This is a genomic window from Desulfobacterales bacterium (genome assembly GCA_029211065.1).
In the GTDB taxonomy this organism is placed as follows: domain Bacteria; phylum Desulfobacterota; class Desulfobacteria; order Desulfobacterales; family JARGFK01; genus JARGFK01.
The window spans coordinates 1-19,375 of sequence record JARGFK010000015.1 but is presented as its reverse complement, the minus strand read 5'-3'; the positions used below and the strand labels follow the sequence as shown (position 1 = coordinate 19,375).

Annotated in this window: 16 protein-coding genes; 5 read left to right on the top strand and 11 right to left on the bottom strand. The window is 47.9% G+C overall.

The features are described from left to right. Positions 1-17: 17 nt before the first annotated feature. From rsmD to lpxC, 5 genes are all read right to left on the bottom strand, one after another. A complete protein-coding gene (gene rsmD / locus P1P89_05175; GenBank protein ID MDF1590888.1) occupies positions 18-593 on the bottom strand; it encodes a 16S rRNA (guanine(966)-N(2))-methyltransferase RsmD in 576 nt (191 codons plus the stop codon). A gap of 16 nt (positions 594-609) precedes the next feature. Then, positions 610-1,959, bottom strand: a complete 1,350-nt coding sequence (locus tag P1P89_05170; GenBank protein ID MDF1590887.1) for a sigma-54 dependent transcriptional regulator — start codon at positions 1,957-1,959, stop codon at positions 610-612. A gap of 57 nt (positions 1,960-2,016) precedes the next feature. Then, positions 2,017-4,251: an ATP-binding protein gene (locus tag P1P89_05165; GenBank protein MDF1590886.1), complete on the bottom strand. Its 2,235-nt coding sequence runs from the start codon at positions 4,249-4,251 to the stop codon at positions 2,017-2,019. 35 nt (positions 4,252-4,286) lie between these two features. Continuing rightward, entirely contained in the window at positions 4,287-4,853 is a 567-nt protein-coding gene (locus tag P1P89_05160; GenBank protein MDF1590885.1) for a DUF4390 domain-containing protein, read from the bottom strand. Between the two features lie 140 nt (positions 4,854-4,993). Next, positions 4,994-5,884, bottom strand: a complete 891-nt coding sequence (gene lpxC, locus P1P89_05155) for a UDP-3-O-acyl-N-acetylglucosamine deacetylase (GenBank protein ID MDF1590884.1) — start codon at positions 5,882-5,884, stop codon at positions 4,994-4,996. 226 nt (positions 5,885-6,110) lie between these two features. Here lpxC and P1P89_05150 point away from each other — a divergent pair, with 226 nt between their 5' ends. From P1P89_05150 to P1P89_05140, 3 genes are all read left to right on the top strand, one after another. After that, the gene (locus P1P89_05150; GenBank protein ID MDF1590883.1) at positions 6,111-7,427 is read left to right on the top strand and encodes a radical SAM protein; all 1,317 of its coding nucleotides are present in this window, start codon (positions 6,111-6,113) and stop codon (positions 7,425-7,427) included. Continuing rightward, positions 7,414-8,346, top strand: coding sequence for a 50S ribosomal protein L11 methyltransferase (prmA, locus tag P1P89_05145; protein MDF1590882.1), 933 nt, complete (start codon positions 7,414-7,416; stop codon positions 8,344-8,346). Before P1P89_05150 ends, prmA begins: the two co-directional genes overlap by 14 nt. Positions 8,347-8,538: 192 nt before the next feature. Then, complete coding sequence (locus P1P89_05140; GenBank protein MDF1590881.1) at positions 8,539-8,907, top strand: hypothetical protein; 369 nt, start codon at positions 8,539-8,541, stop codon at positions 8,905-8,907. Positions 8,908-8,997: 90 nt separating this feature from the next. Here P1P89_05140 and P1P89_05135 read toward each other — a convergent pair whose 3' ends face one another. Continuing rightward, entirely contained in the window at positions 8,998-9,309 is a 312-nt protein-coding gene (locus tag P1P89_05135) for a hypothetical protein (GenBank protein MDF1590880.1), read from the bottom strand. A 77-nt stretch (positions 9,310-9,386) separates the two neighbouring features. Next, positions 9,387-10,724, bottom strand: coding sequence for a glutamine synthetase family protein (locus P1P89_05130; GenBank protein MDF1590879.1), 1,338 nt, complete (start codon positions 10,722-10,724; stop codon positions 9,387-9,389). 406 nt (positions 10,725-11,130) lie between these two features. Here P1P89_05130 and P1P89_05125 point away from each other — a divergent pair, with 406 nt between their 5' ends. Beyond that, the gene (locus P1P89_05125; protein MDF1590878.1) at positions 11,131-12,309 is read left to right on the top strand and encodes a saccharopine dehydrogenase family protein; all 1,179 of its coding nucleotides are present in this window, start codon (positions 11,131-11,133) and stop codon (positions 12,307-12,309) included. Beyond that, positions 12,306-13,442 (top strand): carboxynorspermidine decarboxylase, encoded by a 1,137-nt coding sequence (gene nspC, locus P1P89_05120; protein MDF1590877.1) that lies wholly within the window; start codon positions 12,306-12,308, stop codon positions 13,440-13,442. The genes P1P89_05125 and nspC overlap by 4 nt, the downstream gene beginning before the upstream one ends. 167 nt (positions 13,443-13,609) lie before the next feature. Here nspC and P1P89_05115 read toward each other — a convergent pair whose 3' ends face one another. The 4 genes from P1P89_05115 to P1P89_05100 form a co-directional block, all read right to left on the bottom strand. Next, the gene (locus tag P1P89_05115) at positions 13,610-13,918 is read right to left on the bottom strand and encodes a hypothetical protein (protein MDF1590876.1); all 309 of its coding nucleotides are present in this window, start codon (positions 13,916-13,918) and stop codon (positions 13,610-13,612) included. 197 nt (positions 13,919-14,115) lie between these two features. Further along, on the bottom strand, positions 14,116-14,853 hold the full coding sequence (locus P1P89_05110) for a hypothetical protein (GenBank protein MDF1590875.1): 738 nt from the start codon (positions 14,851-14,853) through the stop codon (positions 14,116-14,118). Positions 14,854-15,054: 201 nt separating this feature from the next. Beyond that, positions 15,055-15,648 (bottom strand): ATP-binding protein, encoded by a 594-nt coding sequence (locus tag P1P89_05105; GenBank protein MDF1590874.1) that lies wholly within the window; start codon positions 15,646-15,648, stop codon positions 15,055-15,057. A 172-nt stretch (positions 15,649-15,820) separates the two neighbouring features. Continuing rightward, positions 15,821-19,219 carry a DUF6079 family protein gene (locus P1P89_05100; GenBank protein MDF1590873.1) on the bottom strand — a complete coding sequence of 1,133 codons (3,399 nt, stop codon included), beginning with the start codon at positions 19,217-19,219 and terminating at the stop codon, positions 15,821-15,823. Positions 19,220-19,375: the final 156 nt, after the last annotated feature.

Here is a 19,375-nt window from a genome sequence, read left to right as displayed (position 1 = left end):
ATTAAATTTAAGAGTCTCTATAGCACATTGGTTAAAAAGGTAACAAGCGTTTTTCCGTATTTGCGCTGATCGAAAATGGCAAATTCCTTAGTATTTTCCGGGATTGGCTCTGAAGCGCTGTGCTCAATCACAATGCAGCCCTCTTGGTGCACACAACCGCTAAGGTAAAGATTATTTAGCCCCTTTTGCACCATATCCCGGTCGTAGGGCGGATCCATAAATACCAAATCATACCTGAACGGTATTCTTCGGAGACAGTTCAGATTTTTTGCAATATCCCATTTGATGACCTGTGTCTGCTTTTCAAGAGCGCCGGCCTGGATGTTACGCTGAATTACGTGCAAGGCATCCCTTGATTTTTCGACAAATACTGCTTGTTTGGCCTCCCGGCTTAGCGATTCGATACCGAAAGCGCCCGTTCCGGAAAACAGATCCAGCACAACAGCGCCCGGAACCTTATCAGAAAGGATATTAAATATGGTCTCCCGAAGCCTATCTGCTGTCGGTCTTACTGTTTTGCCTTGAGGCGAGAAAAGTTTTTTCCCTTTTAAATTGCCTCCGATGATTCTCAATTGAAAAGTCCTCTGATAAATTTCTAAGTAGCTGTATTTATTTTTTTAATTTTTTATACAGATAACTTCGCTTGACACCGATGGCTTTTGCCGTCCGGGTAATATCATGACCGTTTTCTTCGAGTTTTCGAAGGATAAATTCTTTTTCAAAATTTATTTTCGCCTCTTTTAAATTTTTTAGGGACAATAATCGATTTTCCGAAGATCCTTTATTTTTTTTGGATTTAGGATTATAGGGCGCCGGCAAATCATCACCGGCGACAATTTCATTTCCATCCATGATGGCAATGCGCTCCATAAGGTTTTTCAGTTCACGGACATTTCCCATCCAGGGATAGTCACAGAGCAATTCCACGGCATCCGGATCCAACTTCTTTTTGGAACTTCGTGTCTGTTTGGCGAATTCATCTAAAAAAGTATCTATCATCTGGGGAATATCCTGGCGACGCTCCCTCAGCGCAGGAACTTTAATGGGTATCACATTCAGGCGGTAGTAGAGGTCTTCCCTGAAATTGCCGATGGCGATCTCCTGTTCAAGATCTTTATTACTAGCGGCTATTATGCGGACATCAACGCTTAATGTTCTGCTGCCGCCGATCCTGTTGAATTGCTGCTCCTGTAAGACCCGCAGGATTTTAGCCTGGGTTTTTAGGCTCATATCTCCAATTTCATCTAAAAAAAGTGTGCCGTTTGCAGCCAGCTCAAACTTGCCGATGTTTTTTTTGGTCATCTCTGTAAATGCGCCCTTTTCATGACCAAAAAGCTCACTCTCAATCAACTCTTCGGGAATAGTTGCGCAATTGACGACAATCATCGGATGATCGGCCCGGTTGCTCAACTGATGGATGGTTCTGGCAACCAGTTCCTTGCCCGTTCCGTTCTCTCCGGTTATCAGTACCCAGGACTCCGTTGGCGCTGCAACAACGATATCTTTTTTCAACGCTTGGATGGGAGGGCTGCCGCCGGTGATGGAATGTTTTTCAATTGTTTTTTTTCGTAAATATCTGTTTTCTTCTTCCAGCCGTCTAAAATTCAGTGCGTTGTTTATGCTCACAATGACCTTGTCGATGGACAACGGTTTTTCGATAAAGCCGAATGCCCCCAGCTTTGTCGCCTCAACAGCCGTTTCAATGGTACCATGCCCGGTGATCATGACCACTTGAATGTTAGGGTTGTCTTTCTTGATTTCCTTTAAAGTTTCAATACCATCGATGCCCGGCATCCATATGTCGAGCAAAACAAGATCGGGGGAATCCGAACTGATTACTTTGAGCGCTTCATATCCATTCGAAGCAGTCAACACCTCAAAGCCTTCATCGGCAAGGAGTCCGCTCAAAGAATGAAGGATGGAGGGTTCATCATCCACAATCAAAACTGATGGAAACATAGGTTGTGATTCCTTTTCTTAATCGATCGCATTTTGCATCGAAATATTACGCAGGTCTCAGGCCGGCAGCTCGATAATAAACCTTGCCCCTCTGGGTTGGTTATCCTCTACCCGTATCCTGCCATTGTGATCAGCAATAATCGAGCTTACGATTGTCAGCCCCAGGCCCATCCCCGCCTTTTTAGTGGAAAAATAGGGTTCAAAGAGGCGGGCTTTCTGCTCATCGGAAATACCGCTTCCATTATCGACCACTTCGAGCCGGACTATTTTAGTACCGGACTCGTACGTTAAAGTTATATGAATATCACCGGAATTTTTTATCGCCCCGATGGCATTATCAATCAGATTAATCATTGCCCGTTTGATTTGCTGACGATCCATATTGAGCACTGGGATTTTAGGGGCTACTGTCAGATTAAAATTTATCGTTTGATGACCCTCTTTATAGAGAGCAACCGTCTCTTCAATAATAGGCGGCAGTTCGCAGGGTTGAAGATTTGCTGCCGGAAACCTTGCAAAGGATGAAAACTCATTAACAAGATTTCGTATTATTTCGACATGATCAATGATCATACGGATACATTCATCAAATACCGGCTCTTTGAACTGGGTGGCATATTTTCTTTTCAACCGCTGGGCTGACAGCGTTATCGGCGTCAGCGGATTTTTGACTTCATGGGCAATTCGACGGGCGACCTCCCTCCAGGCAGCCATGCGCTGGGCTTTTTCCAGTTCGGTCAGATCATCAAAAACCATCACGATGCCAATGGGGTTTCCGGCGTCGTCCTTGAGGCTGTTTACATATACGATAAAGCTGCGCGGTCGACCCTCTATCGTCAACCCCAGCGGCAGTTCAATGGCGTCATCCATCGAGTCATTCAGGCTTTGCAGGATTCCCTCCGCAAGGCGCAGGTGCTGACCCTTTAAGAGTGTTTTAATATTTTTATTCAGGATTTCTGCGGCCTTTAAATTCAGCATTTTTTCCGCTGAAGTGTTCATGGTCGTGATAAAGTCGCGCGAATCCAAGGTCACGACGCCTGTGGAAACATTTTTTAAAACAATCTCCATATAGCGCCGCCGCTCTTCAATTTCAATATTCTGCTGGCGAAGCATACGGGCCGACAGTTCCAGTTGCTCTCTGCTGGTTCGCAGATCCCGGGTCATTTTATTGAAAGAATCAACCAGGCTTCCAATTTCATCATCGCCTACCTGGCCGATGCTAAAACCCAAGTCCCCTTCGGCAACCCGCCGGGTTCCTTCTGCCAATTCCTTGATGGGTACACTTATTGATTTTGCAAAATAAAAACCGAACCAAACCGCACAGAAAAGGACCAGGAGTGCAACAATCGACAGCGTAATATAATAGGTTATCTGAATAGGTTCTTTTAAGAGTTTTATCTGCTGGTACTCTTCAAAACCTCTTGCAATTGAATCCATATTTTCCGAGAGGTTCGGCGGAATTAAAATAGTAACAACTACAAACCCTTCTGCATCCCGATGCGGCTGACCAAACGGTATGGTGCCGATGGTTCGGATCAATTCACCGATTTCAAGGGTTTCAGAAATGGTTCTGCTTTTTTCCGATTCAAAGTCTTTCTGGAGATCATTCGCTGAAATGGCTGTCAGGCCCTCTGCTTCCAAATCCGAAGAGATCGCAAAGGTAAGGCGCTGGGAATTTGATGAATACACCTCAATGGCATCCAGGTTGAATGCGCGCTGGGCAATTTGAATGTATCGGGAAAGTGCCTTTCTCTTTTGAACGCCCAACTGTTTTTTTGCATTCACCTGATAGGCGATTCTTTCTATAAAAAACTGGTTGTTCTCCTCAATATGCCGGTACAGGCTTCGGCCGACCTGTAAAGAATTCAGCAGAGACTGCTCAACCGGGACATTGAACCAGAACTCAATGCTGTTGGTAATAAAATTGATCGAAAAGAAAAAAAGTATAATCGTCGGCAACAGTGTCAGCGTGATAAAGGCCACCACAAGTCGGGTCCGGAGCTTGGCCCCCATCACCTTCCGTTTTCTATCATAGAGGAGCTTTACCACATTGCGGAAAACAAGAAATATTAACAATATCAGTAACAATAGGTTAATATTGATCAGGATGAACATCAAAATGGTATTTGAAATCGGGATATCTGTGCCGAAATGAATGATGCGGTTTTCTGCAAACGTCAATAACGCAACAACAACAAGAATAACGACAATGAGAATACTTTCCCGTTTTCGCCGCCGGCGTTCGCTTTGCGGGATATTTAATTTTGTTTTTTCGGCGATGTTATTTTTCATCTTAAATTTGGCGAGAAAGAAATAGTGATTGGCTTTTAATAAATGAACTCTATTGTATACCAATCGGTCTCAAAGTCCCATAACGAAACAAAGAAAAGAACATAATGCAGATAAAAAGGGAGAGTGAGTTTGCTGAGTTGAGCTTTTGCCCTGATCTGATACTGGCTGCCTTTTTCCAACCGGCTGAGCGGTACGGCCTTCAAGCTGTCAATCTCAGACATTAACTTTCGAGCTTCTATAAACGATTTTGTGACAATAGGCTGATTATTTTCCCACGACCGAGTTATCACAAACTCTTTTTTCAGATTATTATACTTAACCGTATGGGTGATGTCTATTTCTACGATCTCTTTATCAGTCCAAAAATTACGAACACGGTATAGTTGAATAAAAAATGAAAACGTGGTGGGAACGCCACTTAAAATCGCTTTTTTCATTTTTTCCCTGAAGGCGCCTTCAACCGTCAGGTAAACCAAAAGATCGTCACGGGTATTGGTTACGATGACATTCGTCAAGGCTGCGTCCTGTGCGAAAGAATTGCAGGGAAACAGCATATAACATACTAAAACCAATACACAATATTTCTTTCGCAGGCCTGACATCATATCATCAATAAGTATTGTTTGGGTTGCAGTACAAGCTAATTCATAGGGGACAAAACTGTTTATGCTGCAACAATCCTATTTTTCATTTTTTCAGATAATTAATAACTGATAGGCCCTTAAATGGCAAGCGATTTTGATTAAATGGCGGGAAGGTCATTCTTGTCCCGGATGATTCGGGTTTCCCAGGATTGTTTTCGATTAAAAAATTCTTTCAGGAAGGCATGGTTGAAGGCATGGCCGGACTTGTTGACGATCACATGCCCGAGAACGGGCATGCCCAATAAAGAAAAGTCCCCGATACAGTCCAGGATTTTATGGCGTACGAATTCGTCCTGGAAACGCAACCCCTCCGCGTTAATGATATGTTCTTTGTCTATCACAACCGCATTTTCCAGGGATCCGCCCCGGGCAAGTCCGTAGCGTTGCATATGTTCGAGTTCTTCTAAAAAGCCGAATGTCCTGGCCCTGCAAATCTCACCTTCAAAAACCTGGTTCGATAGGTTGATGGAAAAAGATTGTTTTTTTATCAATGGGTGGTTGTACTCAATCGTACAGGTGATCTTGTATGTTGAATCCGGGTAGACGCCGACTGATTTTCCATCCTCTTTCAGCTCAATCGGCTCCTTAATCACAAAGAAAAACCTGGGGCTGAACTGCTCTTGAATCCCGCCCGATTTTATCATGGCGGTAAATGGTTCGGCACTCCCATCCATTATCGGGACTTCATAAGAATCGATCTCAACAATGGCGTTATCTATGGAAAGCCCGGCAAAACTGGCCATTAAATGCTCAATGGTCGAAACGATGAATCCATTATAGCCGATGACCGTTGCCAGGCTTGTATCGACAACCATATTAAAATGGGCTGAAATACTTGGGCTGTCTGGAAGGTCCGTACGTATGAATTTAATCCCGTGGTTTACGGGAGCCGGCTTAATCGTCAGGTTTACGTTTTTACCCGAATGAAGGCCGATGCCTGAACAGACCGCTTTTTGGGCAAGGGTCCTTTGTTGAAAATTTATATCCATTCCCGTTTGTATGCTCGTATTCCCATCAATAAAGTTTTTTTCCCGTTCTAAATTCAGAATCATTTTTAAACAGCGCTGAAAATACAGAAACATAGAAATAGCCTTTTGGAAAAGGCGCCATTTGTTAATGATCGCCTCTTCTTTAGCTCAGATCGGTATGTTATTGCAAGACTTTCTTAGAATGGCTGTTTAAATACGTCCTAATTTATGATACCTGTTTCAACTAATGAAAAAATACGAAAATATAAAGGCCCGCTTTCTGACTGCCGTAGTAGCCAATTCAGAAGGTGAAATCTTTGAACTCGACGGTTACGCCGCAGTCGGCATGGCCGGCAAGCTGCAAGTTCCCCTGTCTGTTGAAGAAACCGTCCCCCTTCCTTATGGCACCGAACTGATGTTTCTTCCGGACAGAAATCCCATTGTGTACAACCTGCTTACCCGTAAGATTGAATCACTGGCGGAAAATCCTTACAGGCCCGGGGAAACGATTTGTCCGGTTGCCGCCTTTAATTCCCCGGGATTCATCATAACCTATGTCAGCGCCTTTAAAGAACAAAGAAATCCCGTCGGGCTCCCCCTGTTTTCCTACGGTGCTGTCGGATGGCACCAGAAAGGGTTCAGATCCGCAGCCATTTGTGTTGACAAGGAAAGAAGGCAGGACCTCAGATTAATGCCGATACAAAAAGTTGAAGCCGGTATACACCGGATGCAGCAGCGTCTTCCGGCCAACCGACTGCGGGAACACTTGGAAAACTGTGCCATGACATATGGATGCCCGGCTGCAAAAAATTTCTTTTTAGGTCGATATGAAGCCCCGCTGCCAACCGCCACCACATGCAACGCCCGCTGTGTCGGCTGTATATCGTTGCAGGGGGAGGGAATTGTATCAAATTGTCAGGAGCGCATAAAGTTTACGCCGCAACCCGAAGAGATTTCGGCTTTGGCGCTGGAACACATCCGCAATGCCAAACACCCCATCCTTAGTTTCGGGCAAGGGTGCGAAGGCGACCCCTTACTGGCCGCAGATGTTATCGGGCCGGCCATCCAAAGCATTCGCGCCCGCACGGACAAGGGCACCATTAACATGAATACCAACGGCAGCCGGCCCGATACTCTCTTAAAATTATTCAATATCGGGCTTGATAGCGTCCGCGTCAGCATGAACAGCGTCAGGGAAAACTGCTATACGGGCTATTTTCGACCGAGAACGTACCGGTTTGCCGACGTCGTTGAAAGCATCGACCTTGCCAAACGGATGGGAAAGTTCGTTTCAATAAATTATTTAAACTGTCCGGGATTTACGGATTCGCCCGAGGAAATCCATGCATTGGTCTCTTTTTTAAATAGCCATCCTGTTGATCTGATTCAGTGGCGCAACTTAAATATAGATCCGGTTAAGTATATAAGATTAATGAATAAAATATCTAATAACAGTCATCCGCTCGGCATCAAAATGGTGTTAGGCAAAATCAAAACGCAATTTCCGAAACTGAAATACGGGTATTTTAATCCCCCCAAAGAGACTTTCTATGAAATGGTCTGAAATAAAAGTCATTTTTGATTCCACAGACAAGGAACTCGCAGCCGACCTGATTTCAAATATTTTTTATGACCTCGGCCTCTCGGGTGTTGTCTTGGAAGATGCCGATATGCCCCTTTCCCCAAATGGTCCCGGAGACCTTCCATTACCCCGCGTGAATGCCGTCAGCGCTTATTTGCCAAAAACAGAAAACCTACCCGGCAGCATGGATTTTATAAATACAAAGCTGCTTGAATTGGCCCGTCAATTTCATATCCAAAGCCGAATCGTTTGCCGGGATATTGATGAAACAGACTGGGCTGAATCATGGAAGGCGTACTTCTGGCCCCAAAAAATCGGCCGGAAAATCGTTATTAAACCCAGCTGGCGGGAATATGTTTCCCACCCGGATGATATTATCTTAGAAATAGATCCCGGCATGGCATTTGGAACCGGCACCCACCCCACCACAAGTCTGTGTTTACAGATGATTGAAACCCATCTGCAAAAGGGGGACGCATTCCTGGATGTCGGAACCGGATCCGGTATTTTAATGGCAGCCGCTGCCAAGCTGGGGGCTGAAAGGTTAATCGGAATTGACAATGATGTCCTTGCCGTTGAAATCGCCGGAAAAAATCTGTTGCTGAATCACATCGATCCGGAAAAATTTGATGTTTTTGCAGGGGATCTGGCGGAAACCGTCCATGAAAAATTTCACTTTGTTGCCGCCAATATCCTGACCGAAGCAATAATCAGGCTGCTGGATCAGATCCGCAATATTCTGAAAGACGGGGGGGTTTTCGTTTGTTCCGGAATAATTGAAGAAAACAAAGAGCTGATTTTATCGAAAATGGAAACACTGGGATTTGAAATCCTGGATACGGCTGTCCAGGAAAAATGGGTTGCCGTTGCCGGGCGGCTTCGGAACAATCAGGCGCTTTGAGCCATAAATCATTTTCAACGGCGCCTGAAATACCCCTAAAGGATATTCGGGAATATTTGGAGCTGGAAAACAGGTTCTTTTGAGGGTTGTCCAATCACCGGCAGAATTAAACAACCTTTTTTTGACACGGTTGAAAATTTAAGCTATAAGGTCGGCAACATTTACATTCGAGATCAACAAAAGAAGGGCTTCATGGCAAAAGACAACTCGCAGACCGATCAATACTGGGAAAACCGAACCCTTTGCAGTGACGAGAATTGTATCGGCGTCATCGGGCCGGACGGCCGCTGTAAGGAATGCGGCAAAAAATTCGAGGGCGATTTCTCTAAGGTAAGTGTTCCGGATGGGGAAGCCGTCCCACCGGATGATATTGAGCCGGATGAAACCGAACCTGAAGAAACGGCCGATGCTTCGGAAAAACCTGCTACGGCGCAATCGGCTGATTCACAACCGGACAGCGACTGGGAAAGCCGGACGCTTTGCAGCGATGAAAGCTGTATCGGGGTCATCGGACCGGACGGCCGCTGCAAGGAATGCGGTAAACCATTTGAAAAAGGTTAACGAACTATCCTTTTCAATTCACCGATATAAACAGGGAGCCCTTACTGGGGGAAATGGTCAATCGGTGATAAAAACCCTCCGGCCTTTCCATCAGCAAGGAAAGCGCAAGCCATATTCATCCTCATTTTCAACCAAATCAATCCCCTGCGCCGTTAATGCCACCGAACAGGCGATAAAAGGAGGGCTCTCAAAGGACCGGCCGAGTTCCAGGTATCCGCACTTTTCCAAATAAACCAGGTTCCAGTTTAGTTCCTTTACATCTGTCCGGCATAATTCCATGATCTGGCCCGGCTCTGCCTGGGCATAGGGGTGCTCCCTGAACATCCCATAAAGCATTTTCAAGATGCAGCCCCTCAGCCGGAAATGGTCGCTTCTATCCGCTGTTTCCTTTTTCGCAGACATTTTTGTTGCTGTTTGTCTGTATGATTTCGTCATTAATCTTTTCATACCTTGTCATGTTTTTTATGCAACTGCAGGGTTTAGGTGATTGAAAGATATTTATCAATCTCAAACTGGCTGACATGGGTGCGATACCGATCCCATTCAATTTTCTTGTTTTCCACAAACTTGTTGAAAATATGCTGGCCCAGCGCCTCGCTGACAACTTTTGATTTTTCCACTTCCAGAATAGCCTCATAAAGATTTCCCGGAAGTGTTATAATTTTTTTCTTTTTCTTGTCTTTTTCACTCATGCTGTAAATGTCTTCTTCAATCGGCGAGGGCAGTTCATATTCATTTTCAATCCCTTTTAATCCGGCCGCCAGCATGACGGCAAAAGCCAGATAGGGATTACAGGCAGGATCCGGCGCGCGAAATTCGATCCGGGTGGCCAATTCCTTTCCGGGCTTGTACATGGGAACCCGGATCATGGCCGATCGGTTTCGCCGCGCCCATGAAATATATACCGGCGCTTCATACCCGGGGACTAGGCGTTTGTAGGAATTGACCCACTGGTTGGTCACGGCGACAATTTCGCGGGCATGTTTCATGATTCCGGCGATATATCCCTTGGCCATCTTGGATAAGTGATAGGGGTCGTTGGCATCATGAAACAGATTTTTCTCACCCTTAAACAGCGACTGGTGGACGTGCATGCCGCTGCCGTTTTCACCGAAAATCGGCTTGGGCATAAACGTGGCGTAACAGCCGTGCTTCCTGGCGATTTCCTTGACCACGATCCGATAGGTCATGGTCTTGTCGGACATCTGCAGGGCCTCGCCGTACCTTAAGTCAATTTCATGCTGACTCGGCGCCACCTCGTGGTGGCTGTACTCCACATGAATCCCCATTTTTTGCAAAGCAAAAATGGTTTCGCGCCTCAAATCCGAGGCCTTGTCCAGGGGCCGGCTGTCAAAATATCCTCCGGTATCGATTCCTTCCGGGTTTTCATCGCTTTTAAAATAAAAATATTCCAATTCCGGCCCGACGTACATCTTATATCCTTTTTCGGCGATTTTATTTAACAGCCGTTTGAGCACATAGCGGGGGTCCCCCTCGTATGGGGTCATATCCGGGTTCATAATGTCACAAAACATTCTGGCCACCGGTCTGTCCTCCGGACGCCACGGCAGCAATTGAAATGTGGTCGGGTCGGGCATGGCGATCATATCGCTTTCCTCTATCCGGGCAAATCCCTCAATGGAAGAGCCGTCAAACCCCATGCCTTCCATCATGCCGCTCTCCAGTTCGGTGGGTGTCACCGCAAAGCTTTTGAGCATGCCCAGAACATCCGTAAACCAGAACTGGATAAAACTGACATTATTATCTCTGACAAATTTTAAAACTTCCTCTCTGGCCATACAACTATTGCAACTCATTGATCATCCTCCTAAGTGAATGTTTTTTTATCGGCTTAAAGGCTCTGACCGCCTGTTGGGCGAAGTACTTTTGAAAAATGTTCAGCTTTGTTCAAGTTCAAGGAAGACAAAAATATTAATCTCGGGAATACCTAGTGTATTTGGAGGATTAAAATTTGAGCCTGTTGACAAATTCCGACCAACGGGCATGTCGAAATTGAGCAAAAGTGGGCATTTTGCAAAGGTCTTTCATATAAATCTTTTTATACGGGGTTCACCGGATTGTCAAAACTTTTCATTAAATTACGGTCGGATCGCCTGCGCCGGGTTCATGGTTACTTATTTTGGAAACTTTCATGATTGACATAGCCCATAAGTTTCTATAATTTTCACTGATATAACGACAACCCAAAAAGGATCCAAAAAAATGAGCAAGGTATTAATCATCGGTGCAGGAGGGGTAGGGAGCGTTGTAACCCATAAATGTGCCCAGGCACCTGAAGTCTTTTCTGAAATTATTCTCGCCAGCCGCACCATTGAAAAATGCGAAAAAATAAAAAATCAAATAAAACAACCCATCATCACTGCCCAGGTGGATGCGGACAATACGACCGATCTGGTTGCCCTGTTTCGCAAATTTTCACCGGATCTGGTCATCAATGTGGCGCTGCCTTACCAGGACCTGACAATCATGGACGCCTGCCTCGAAACCGGGGTGGACTACCTGGATACGGCCAATTACGAACCGCCGGATGAAGCCAAATTCTGTTACAAGTGGCAATGGGATTACCAGGACAGATTCAAACAGCGTGGCATAATGGCCCTGCTGGGATGCGGATTTGATCCGGGGGTAACCAATATATTCTGCGCCCATGCCCTGAAAAACCATTTTGATGAAATACATTCCGTTGACATAATGGATTGTAATGCCGGCGACCACGGCCACCCCTTTGCCACCAACTTTAATCCCGAAATCAATATCCGGGAAGTATCGGCCCGGGGCAAGTATTATGAAAACGGCCGGTGGATTGAAACCGAACCCCTTTCGGTGCACAAATCATTTGATTTTCCTGAAATCGGACCGCGTGAAATGTACCTCATGTATCACGAGGAGCTGGAATCGCTGGTCAAAAATATACCGACTCTCAAGCGCATCCGTTTCTGGATGACCTTTTCGGAAGCCTATCTCACCCATCTGCGGGTACTTGAAAATGTCGGCATGACCCGCATCGACCCGGTAAAATATGAGGGCCGCGACATCGTGCCCTTGAAATTCTTAAAAGCGCTCCTGCCGGACCCCGCTTCTCTTGCAAAAAATTACAAAGGTAAAACCAACATCGGCTGCATGATCGAAGGCGCCAAGGCAGGAAAGCCCTTAACATACTACATTTATAATATCTGCGACCATGCGGCCGCCTATAACGAAATACAGGCCCAGGCGGTTTCTTACACCACCGGCGTTCCGGCCATGATCGGCGCCATGATGATGCTCACCGGCGCCTGGCAAGGAAAAGGCGTTTTCAATGTGGAAGAATTCGACCCCACCCCGTTTATGCAAAAGCTGGGGGAACACGGGCTGCCCTGGACGGAAAAGTTCTTAAAATGAATTTCGATATCCACAAGATTCCCACCCCCTGTTATGTCTGCGATGAGGCGGCCCTTGAACGCAACTTAACGGTCCTGGATTCCGTCCAGAAAAAAACCGGCGCTAAAATCATCATGGCCCTCAAAGGGTTTGCCATGTTCAGCGTTTTTCCCCTTATCCGAAAGGTCCTCCAGGGGACAACGGCAAGTTCTTTGGATGAAGCCCGGCTGGGTTTCGAGGAGTTCGGAAAAGAGGTGCATGTCTGCGCGCCGGCCTATCGGGAAGATGAATTTAAGGAATTGCTGGGGTACAGCGATCATATCGTGTTTAATTCCTTCTCCCAGTGGAATCGGTTTAAACCGATCATACAAGCGGCCGGAAAACCAGTTCAGTGCGGCCTTCGCGTCAATCCGGAACATTCTGAAGTGGCCGTGCCCATCTACGACCCCTGCGGACCCGGTTCCCGACTCGGCATTACCCGGGCAAATTTCAAGCCCCAGGAGTTAGCCGGAATCAGCGGACTGCACTTTCATACCCTTTGCGAGCTCAATGCAGATGCGCTGCAGCGGACCCTGCCTGTTTTTGAAAAAAGGTTCGGCGAATTTTTAAGTGCTATGCGTTGGGTCAATTTCGGGGGCGGCCACCACATTACCCGCAAGGATTATGATGTGGCGCTTCTATGCCGGCTGATCAACGATTTCAAAACTCGCTATCCGCTCCAGGTGTATTTGGAGCCGGGCGAAGCCATTGCCTTAAACGCCGGCGTCCTGGTGGCATCGGTCCTTGATATCATCCATAATCAGATGGATATCGCCATCCTGGACACCTCGGCTGCAGCCCACATGCCGGATGTGCTGGAAATGCCCTACCGGCCGGAAATTGTGGGCGCCGGAAATCCGGGAGAATACCCCCATACCTATCGCCTGGGGGGCTTAACCTGCCTGGCCGGAGATATCATTGGCGATTACGCCTTCCCCGAACGCCTCAAAATCGGCTCGAAACTGATCTTTCAGGATATGGCCCATTACACCATGGTCAAGAACAATACCTTCAACGGCGTCCGCCTCCCCTCCATTGCCGTCGCCGACAGCGCCAGCAACATCCGCGTCGTCCGAAAGTTCGGATACGAAGACTACCGCAACCGCTTGTCTTAATATTACTCTCTTATCACCGGTTTAATTAAGGTAGCGATATCCAAAAGGTATCTCAAGTGGAAATAGTTGAATCAATCGGTATGTAGTGGCCAACTCATAGAAAGTCTGCCATTCCCTTACTAACCTTCTTCGAACCTTAATGCATTAAAACAAAACCGTCCCCTACCCTAATTCGCGTGGATCGTATTTAGGACATCCCGGTAACCGGCAATTTCCTGCTCAGAACGATTTTGAGGGGTCGTTTTTTTGGCAACCAGGTCCTTAATCCGCTCCAGGGGGGCGGTGATCCCTTCCAAGCGGTTGGAGGATTCCGTACTTTGTATAATTGCGGCCTGCCTGAGAGTTTCCAAAACCTGTGGGGATTGTTCCTTGTACAGATCCTGTTTTCCCTTATATTCCGCAATTCGGCGGATGGTTTGCAGAAGGTTATGGGTAATCGGTTGCTTTTTGAGGTATTCGGAATTTAACGATTGCATTTATCTACTCCAGCATAATACTTAGTTTTCCGGACTCCTTTACCTGCCCTTGGTGGTCGAGTCCTTCCAGGTTTGTCAGGAGCGTCTGAATCCAATTGACGACCAGCTTGTCCAGTCCCTTGCCCGCCTACTCCACTTCCAGAACAGGCAGATCGGTATAGCCGTAATTTTTGGCAAGTTCCTGGTCGATGAGGACTTTATTGCTTCATGGTAAAAGATCGCAAGTCGTTCTTGATATAGTATTTTGCGCCAAGTTTCGTTAAAAGGGTTTCCGCATCGAAGAGAAATTTGCCCCAGTCCACAGTCCGTTCATATGCTTTCATGTGGTTCAGCTTACCCACCTTCCAGAAATTCACATACGGGTGCGCCATGCGGATTACCGCAAGGGCCTGATCAGGACTGATCACCGGCTCAAGGCTGACCCACGTAAAAATACCCGCTTTATGAGCTGCTTTCAAAATGGTCGGCCGGTCGTCAATGGTCGAGGCGTTCGGCTCCCAATCCTTGCGTGTAGCATCATCAGCAAAGCACAGGGTAATGCCCAATTGCGTACGGGCAGTCTTCATCAGCCCTATGTCTTCCATGATCAGATCGGCGCATCCTTTGGTCAGCACCTGATTGTTCAGACTGTGTTTAGAGACAATTTCAAGAGCTTGCCTGGTCAGTCGTTCGGTTCGTTCAAGCGGCTGGTAAGGATCGCTTAAAAAACAAAACAGTATGGAGCGGGTATCTCCCTTTAAACGCTGAGCATCTTTTTCGAGGAGTCTTAAAATATCTTTTCGGGGCTCAGCATTTGCATGCCATTTTTCACCGGTTGTCCGCATGCATGCAGGCGCATAGCAATATCGGCAGCCATGCGTGCACCCTCGATAAAGGTTGCACGCAAGCTCCGAATACTCCCGCGCCCTTCCCCTGGGTTCATAAACAACATTCATGAAAGGCCTTCCCTCAAAAAATAACGAATTCTTTCCAGTTCCGATTTTTCCTACTGTAGAGATTGAATAATTAAGATTTAAGATGCAACCCTCCTACCCCACTGATCGTAGAAACTTAAAAATTTAACCTCGCCTTATGAGTTATTTAATAGTTTAAGAACGTCCCACCTGCCTTAATAGTTTAAGAACGTCCCACCTGCCTCAGTGATAGAGAAACTCCTGATCCGGTTGCTTGGGATCGAATCCGGCATTGACCTGATGAAAACGGTCCCGATACCAGCGAATGCTGCTTGGATGAAAAGCTTCCTTCAGCAGGGCTTTTTCAAACGGCTGGCTGTCCCAACGGTCGGCGGTGGCGTCACGCAGCAACCGTTCAATGTCCTGCATCTGGGCCTTGTAATCACCGCCACCTTTTCGCAGGAAGGTTCGCCGGATGTCACCGTCCAGATACACCGGCTTGCGGGTTCGATGATTCTCCGCGATGTGGAAGATCAAGACCGTCTTGCCGCTGATGTTCATTCGTTGTTCGGTCACCTCAACATCATGATTGACCTTCTTGTCGGCATGCAAGACGGAGAGAAAATCGTTTTGCATCTTATCCGGCCTCTCAACGCCGGTAATTTGGAATTCCTCGCCAGACTGTGAAACGCCGAACACCAGCCACCCGCCATGGGTGTTTGAAAAGGCTGAAACTGTTTCGAAGGCGGATTTTGGAACGGACGAGCGCGCCTCCTTGAACTCGACGTCCCTCAATTCACCGGCTTTGAGCAGCTTTTTCAGTTCCGCAATCTTCATCCCTGTCTTCCGCATCCATAAGTGGTTCTTCTTTTACACATTTGCGTTTATTCGTGTTCATTCGCGGTTTCGTACCAAGATTAACTTTATATACGTACTGAAAATGGTTCAATACCTATTAATTGGGTATTTTACCTATTTCTCCATTTTGCACTGTCAGCGATTTCATTTTTTACTCCAGCACGATCCGCACCTTGCCGGGTTCCTTGCCCTTGGTGAGTTCGTCCAGATATTCCTCGAACCGCTTTTTCATCTCCGCCGGTGTTACCGACGAGCCGCCGGAGAGCAAGGCCGCGCGCAGGTCGGCGATCCTGACCGGGACCTTCTGGAGACCGGAAAGCGCCTCGCCCAAAGCGTGGATGAAGTCCTGGTCAAGCTTGTCCGGCAAGGCCCGCTTCTTGATAAAGCCATTAACCAGCTTTTTTGGCTCGGGCTTGAGCAGGTTCAGGTTGCCCTTGGTGGTCGGGTCCTCCAGGTTGGTCAGGAGCGTCTGAGTCCAATTTACCACCAGCTTGTCCAGTTCCTCGTCCATACCATCCAGGAGTGTTCCGGCGGGAGCAGCGGGCGGTTCCGGACCGGGTTTAAAGTTGTAATTCGGGCAAACGGGCGAAGCGTTTAATTCCTGCTCAGTGAGAGCAAAACAGCTTTTCAAACCGGTGAGGCGATTCTGGGAATCGATCAGGTGCTGCCTGGGCATCAGCTCAACGGTGGAAAGTTTTTGCAAAACCTTAAGCCGCTCGTCGGTCATGAGCCTGGTCTTGCGCTTGTCTTCATTGACCCCCAGCCGCGCCTTGGCGTGCAGGGCCAAGTAAGTCTGCACATAGGATTTCTTAAGGTCGGTCAGTTTACGCTGGGTCTGCTGGCGAAAGGCGGGTGCACCGCGCTTGTCGGGCTCGCTGAGTTGGGCGAGTACTTCCGCACGAGCCTTTTTCACTTTGTCTATCCATGCATGTTCTGCGGGCAGCACCGCTTCAGCGGTGGAAAGGAACGACGCCTTGGAACCAAGATCTGTCACAAGTTCCTGAAGGGATTCGATCTCTGCCAGGGAATCAAGCCCGCTGCGATGGCTGTTCACCTCCTGGGCGTCGTAACGGAAGTTCTTGAGCTTACCGGGCGAATTAAACGCTTGAAGGCTTTCAAGAAAATACTTCAACCGTTCAAGTGCTGCGGACTGGGTGCTGAGTGCTGATTCGTCCAGAAGATTCTTCCCCCAGAAAACGATGCCTTGCTGCATGGACTGCTGGGCCATGACGACGCGTTCTACCAGTTTGCCGATGCGCGTCTGCATCTCGGTGACAGGGTCTGGATTTCCCTGCGTGACCAACTGGGCCATGCCGGGCGTGAGACCGAGCAGTTCGAACAGTGCCTTTAACGCAGGCAGGTTCCAGTCTTTGGGTCGCTCGATGTGCTTGAATTGGGTCAATTCGTCCACGCTGCATCCTGAAAGCTGGGAAAGCCCGGTGGCATCGAATTTTTTCCCAGGGATGGCCAGCACCAGATCACCGGAGTAGACCAGCGCCGCCAGAATGACTATCACCCATTCCGGTTCCAGCCGATACCGGTCCTTGTTCAGATATTCCAGGCCCTTATCGTCCTGGATCAGCTCGGAACGATTGACAACCTGGCCGTGGCCCTTCTTTTTTAGCAGGGCGATGATATGTTTGGCGTATTTCGATTTGTAAGGATCAAGCCGTTCCCCGTCGAGCAGTTCTAGGGCATCCAAAACCGCTGTTGCCTGTTTGGTGCGGTTTTGTCCGGCAATGGCGCGCAGGGCGTCCTGTGCGGCCTGTTCCCGGTTGATTCCGGTGATGAGTACCGAAAAAAAAGGGTATTCGGGCGCCTGATCCTGGAAATGAGCCTCCAAGCAAATTCCAGCGATGGTGTTTACAAGGTCCCGAAAATTGATGCGCTCATGGGCGCCGATACCGGAAAGTTCGCGAATCGATTTGCCTTTGGCCCATTCGGTGAGCGATTGGGTGCGCCCCTGGTAAGTGACCTCAAAAGCGGTTGCCGTATTCTTTTGCAGCCATTTGACAAGAACTTGCAGGAAATTAGATGCCTTGGATTCATAGTTTGATTTGGCTTGCCCGGATGATGTGGACGCCAAATCAAGAGCAGCGGCATAATTGCTTAGGGTGGAGCGAAATTCTTCATCTGAATTTGAAAGCCTTAAAAACAGTTCGTCGGATTTCTTCTCGTCTTTGAAGTGGGGCGGATCGAATGGTTGAATAAAATAGAGGTAAAAATCCCGTGGCGGGACTGCGGTGGATCGTTCGTTGGGCGCACCGAAAAAGAGATATCCCTGCCGCGCAGCCTTTCGCTCCAGCCATTCCAGCTCTTGCTGCCAGATTTTATAGCCGGTGACGTAAGTTTGGTCCGTGCACTCCATGACTCGCTTTAAAGCCTCGTAGTAATATCTATCGAGCTGAGACGTGTCGAGACTCTCAGCGCGCTTTTCGATCAGCGCGTCGAAATCGTCGGTTTTTTTCAAGTCAAGGTAGAATTGACGGTTATCCGGGTTGGAGGAGATGAACTGGCCGCTGACTGTTTTATGGATTTCTCGAAGGACAGTTTCCACCTGGGAGAGCAGATCATCAGCCGGGTTGCCGCCTAAATCCTCGATGCCAGGCTGATAAAGGCATAGCCCGTCCCGAAGCTCTTCGGCTGTCGCCCCCAACGTGGCATAGATATCGCCGGTAGTAAGCCGGTGAATCGACAGGGCATGGATAAGCCGCAATGCCATGGGTTTGTATGCCGGACGCGTAAAGACCTGCTGGATGCGTGATTCCAACACCTGGCTGCAGTCGATGACCGCTCTGATATCAGGCACCGCCCGGAATGACGGGTTTTCTCGAAGGTTCGTCCAATAGGAATCATAAGCGATGAGGCCCGGCCGGTCATCCGGCAGTTCCTGGCCAAGCAGCTTCTTCATGGCCAAAGACAAGGTCTTCAGCACTTCGCGTTTCTCCACCACGGTGACTCTCTCGAATGTGTCGACGTAGTCGGGATGAACCGGAAAGAGGCGGACAAACTCATCCATGCGCTCATTCATGTGACCGTAGAACTTGCCAAATGGCGTGAGGTATTTACGTATCTTGGTCTGCTGCTCGCCGTTTTTTTTAAGCAAACGCTCGGCCACCACGAATTTGACGTCTTTGCGGGCGATAAGAATCTGCTCGAACCGATCCCTCACTCTGCGGATGCTATCGGCTACAAAGGAGAACCTCGGGCTGTCGAAGATGGCCTCCTGGATACCGGCTATGAAACGAAAGCGCAGGTCTTTGCAAACCTCGCCGATTTCTCTGAGAAAGTTCAGATCCAGGATCAGCTCATGATCCTTGCGGGAGCGCAGGTAATCAAGCAACTCGTCTACTGCTACGTCCCAGAATGAGTGACCCCGCAAATCCCGCAGTAGTTTAACCCGCCATCCCGTGACCCAACTATCCCGCCAAAAAAAACCAAGAAATATCCCGTCCTGTTTGATAAGGTATCCCTCCCATAAAAGAGCGTGCCTTTCACGAAAAAAACACCTTAAACAGGAGGGATACCCAGATGCCGCCGACAGCGACACTTGAGGACATTAAAGCACATCAGGAAAAAGTAGAAAAGGATAAAATCACCCCTGACAATTTATCCCCGTGCCCACGCTGCAGTGTTGAATCGGTGTTTTTCAAGATTCATGCATATCGCGAGCGGCGGTTTTTGATCATCGTAAAGATGTTGATCG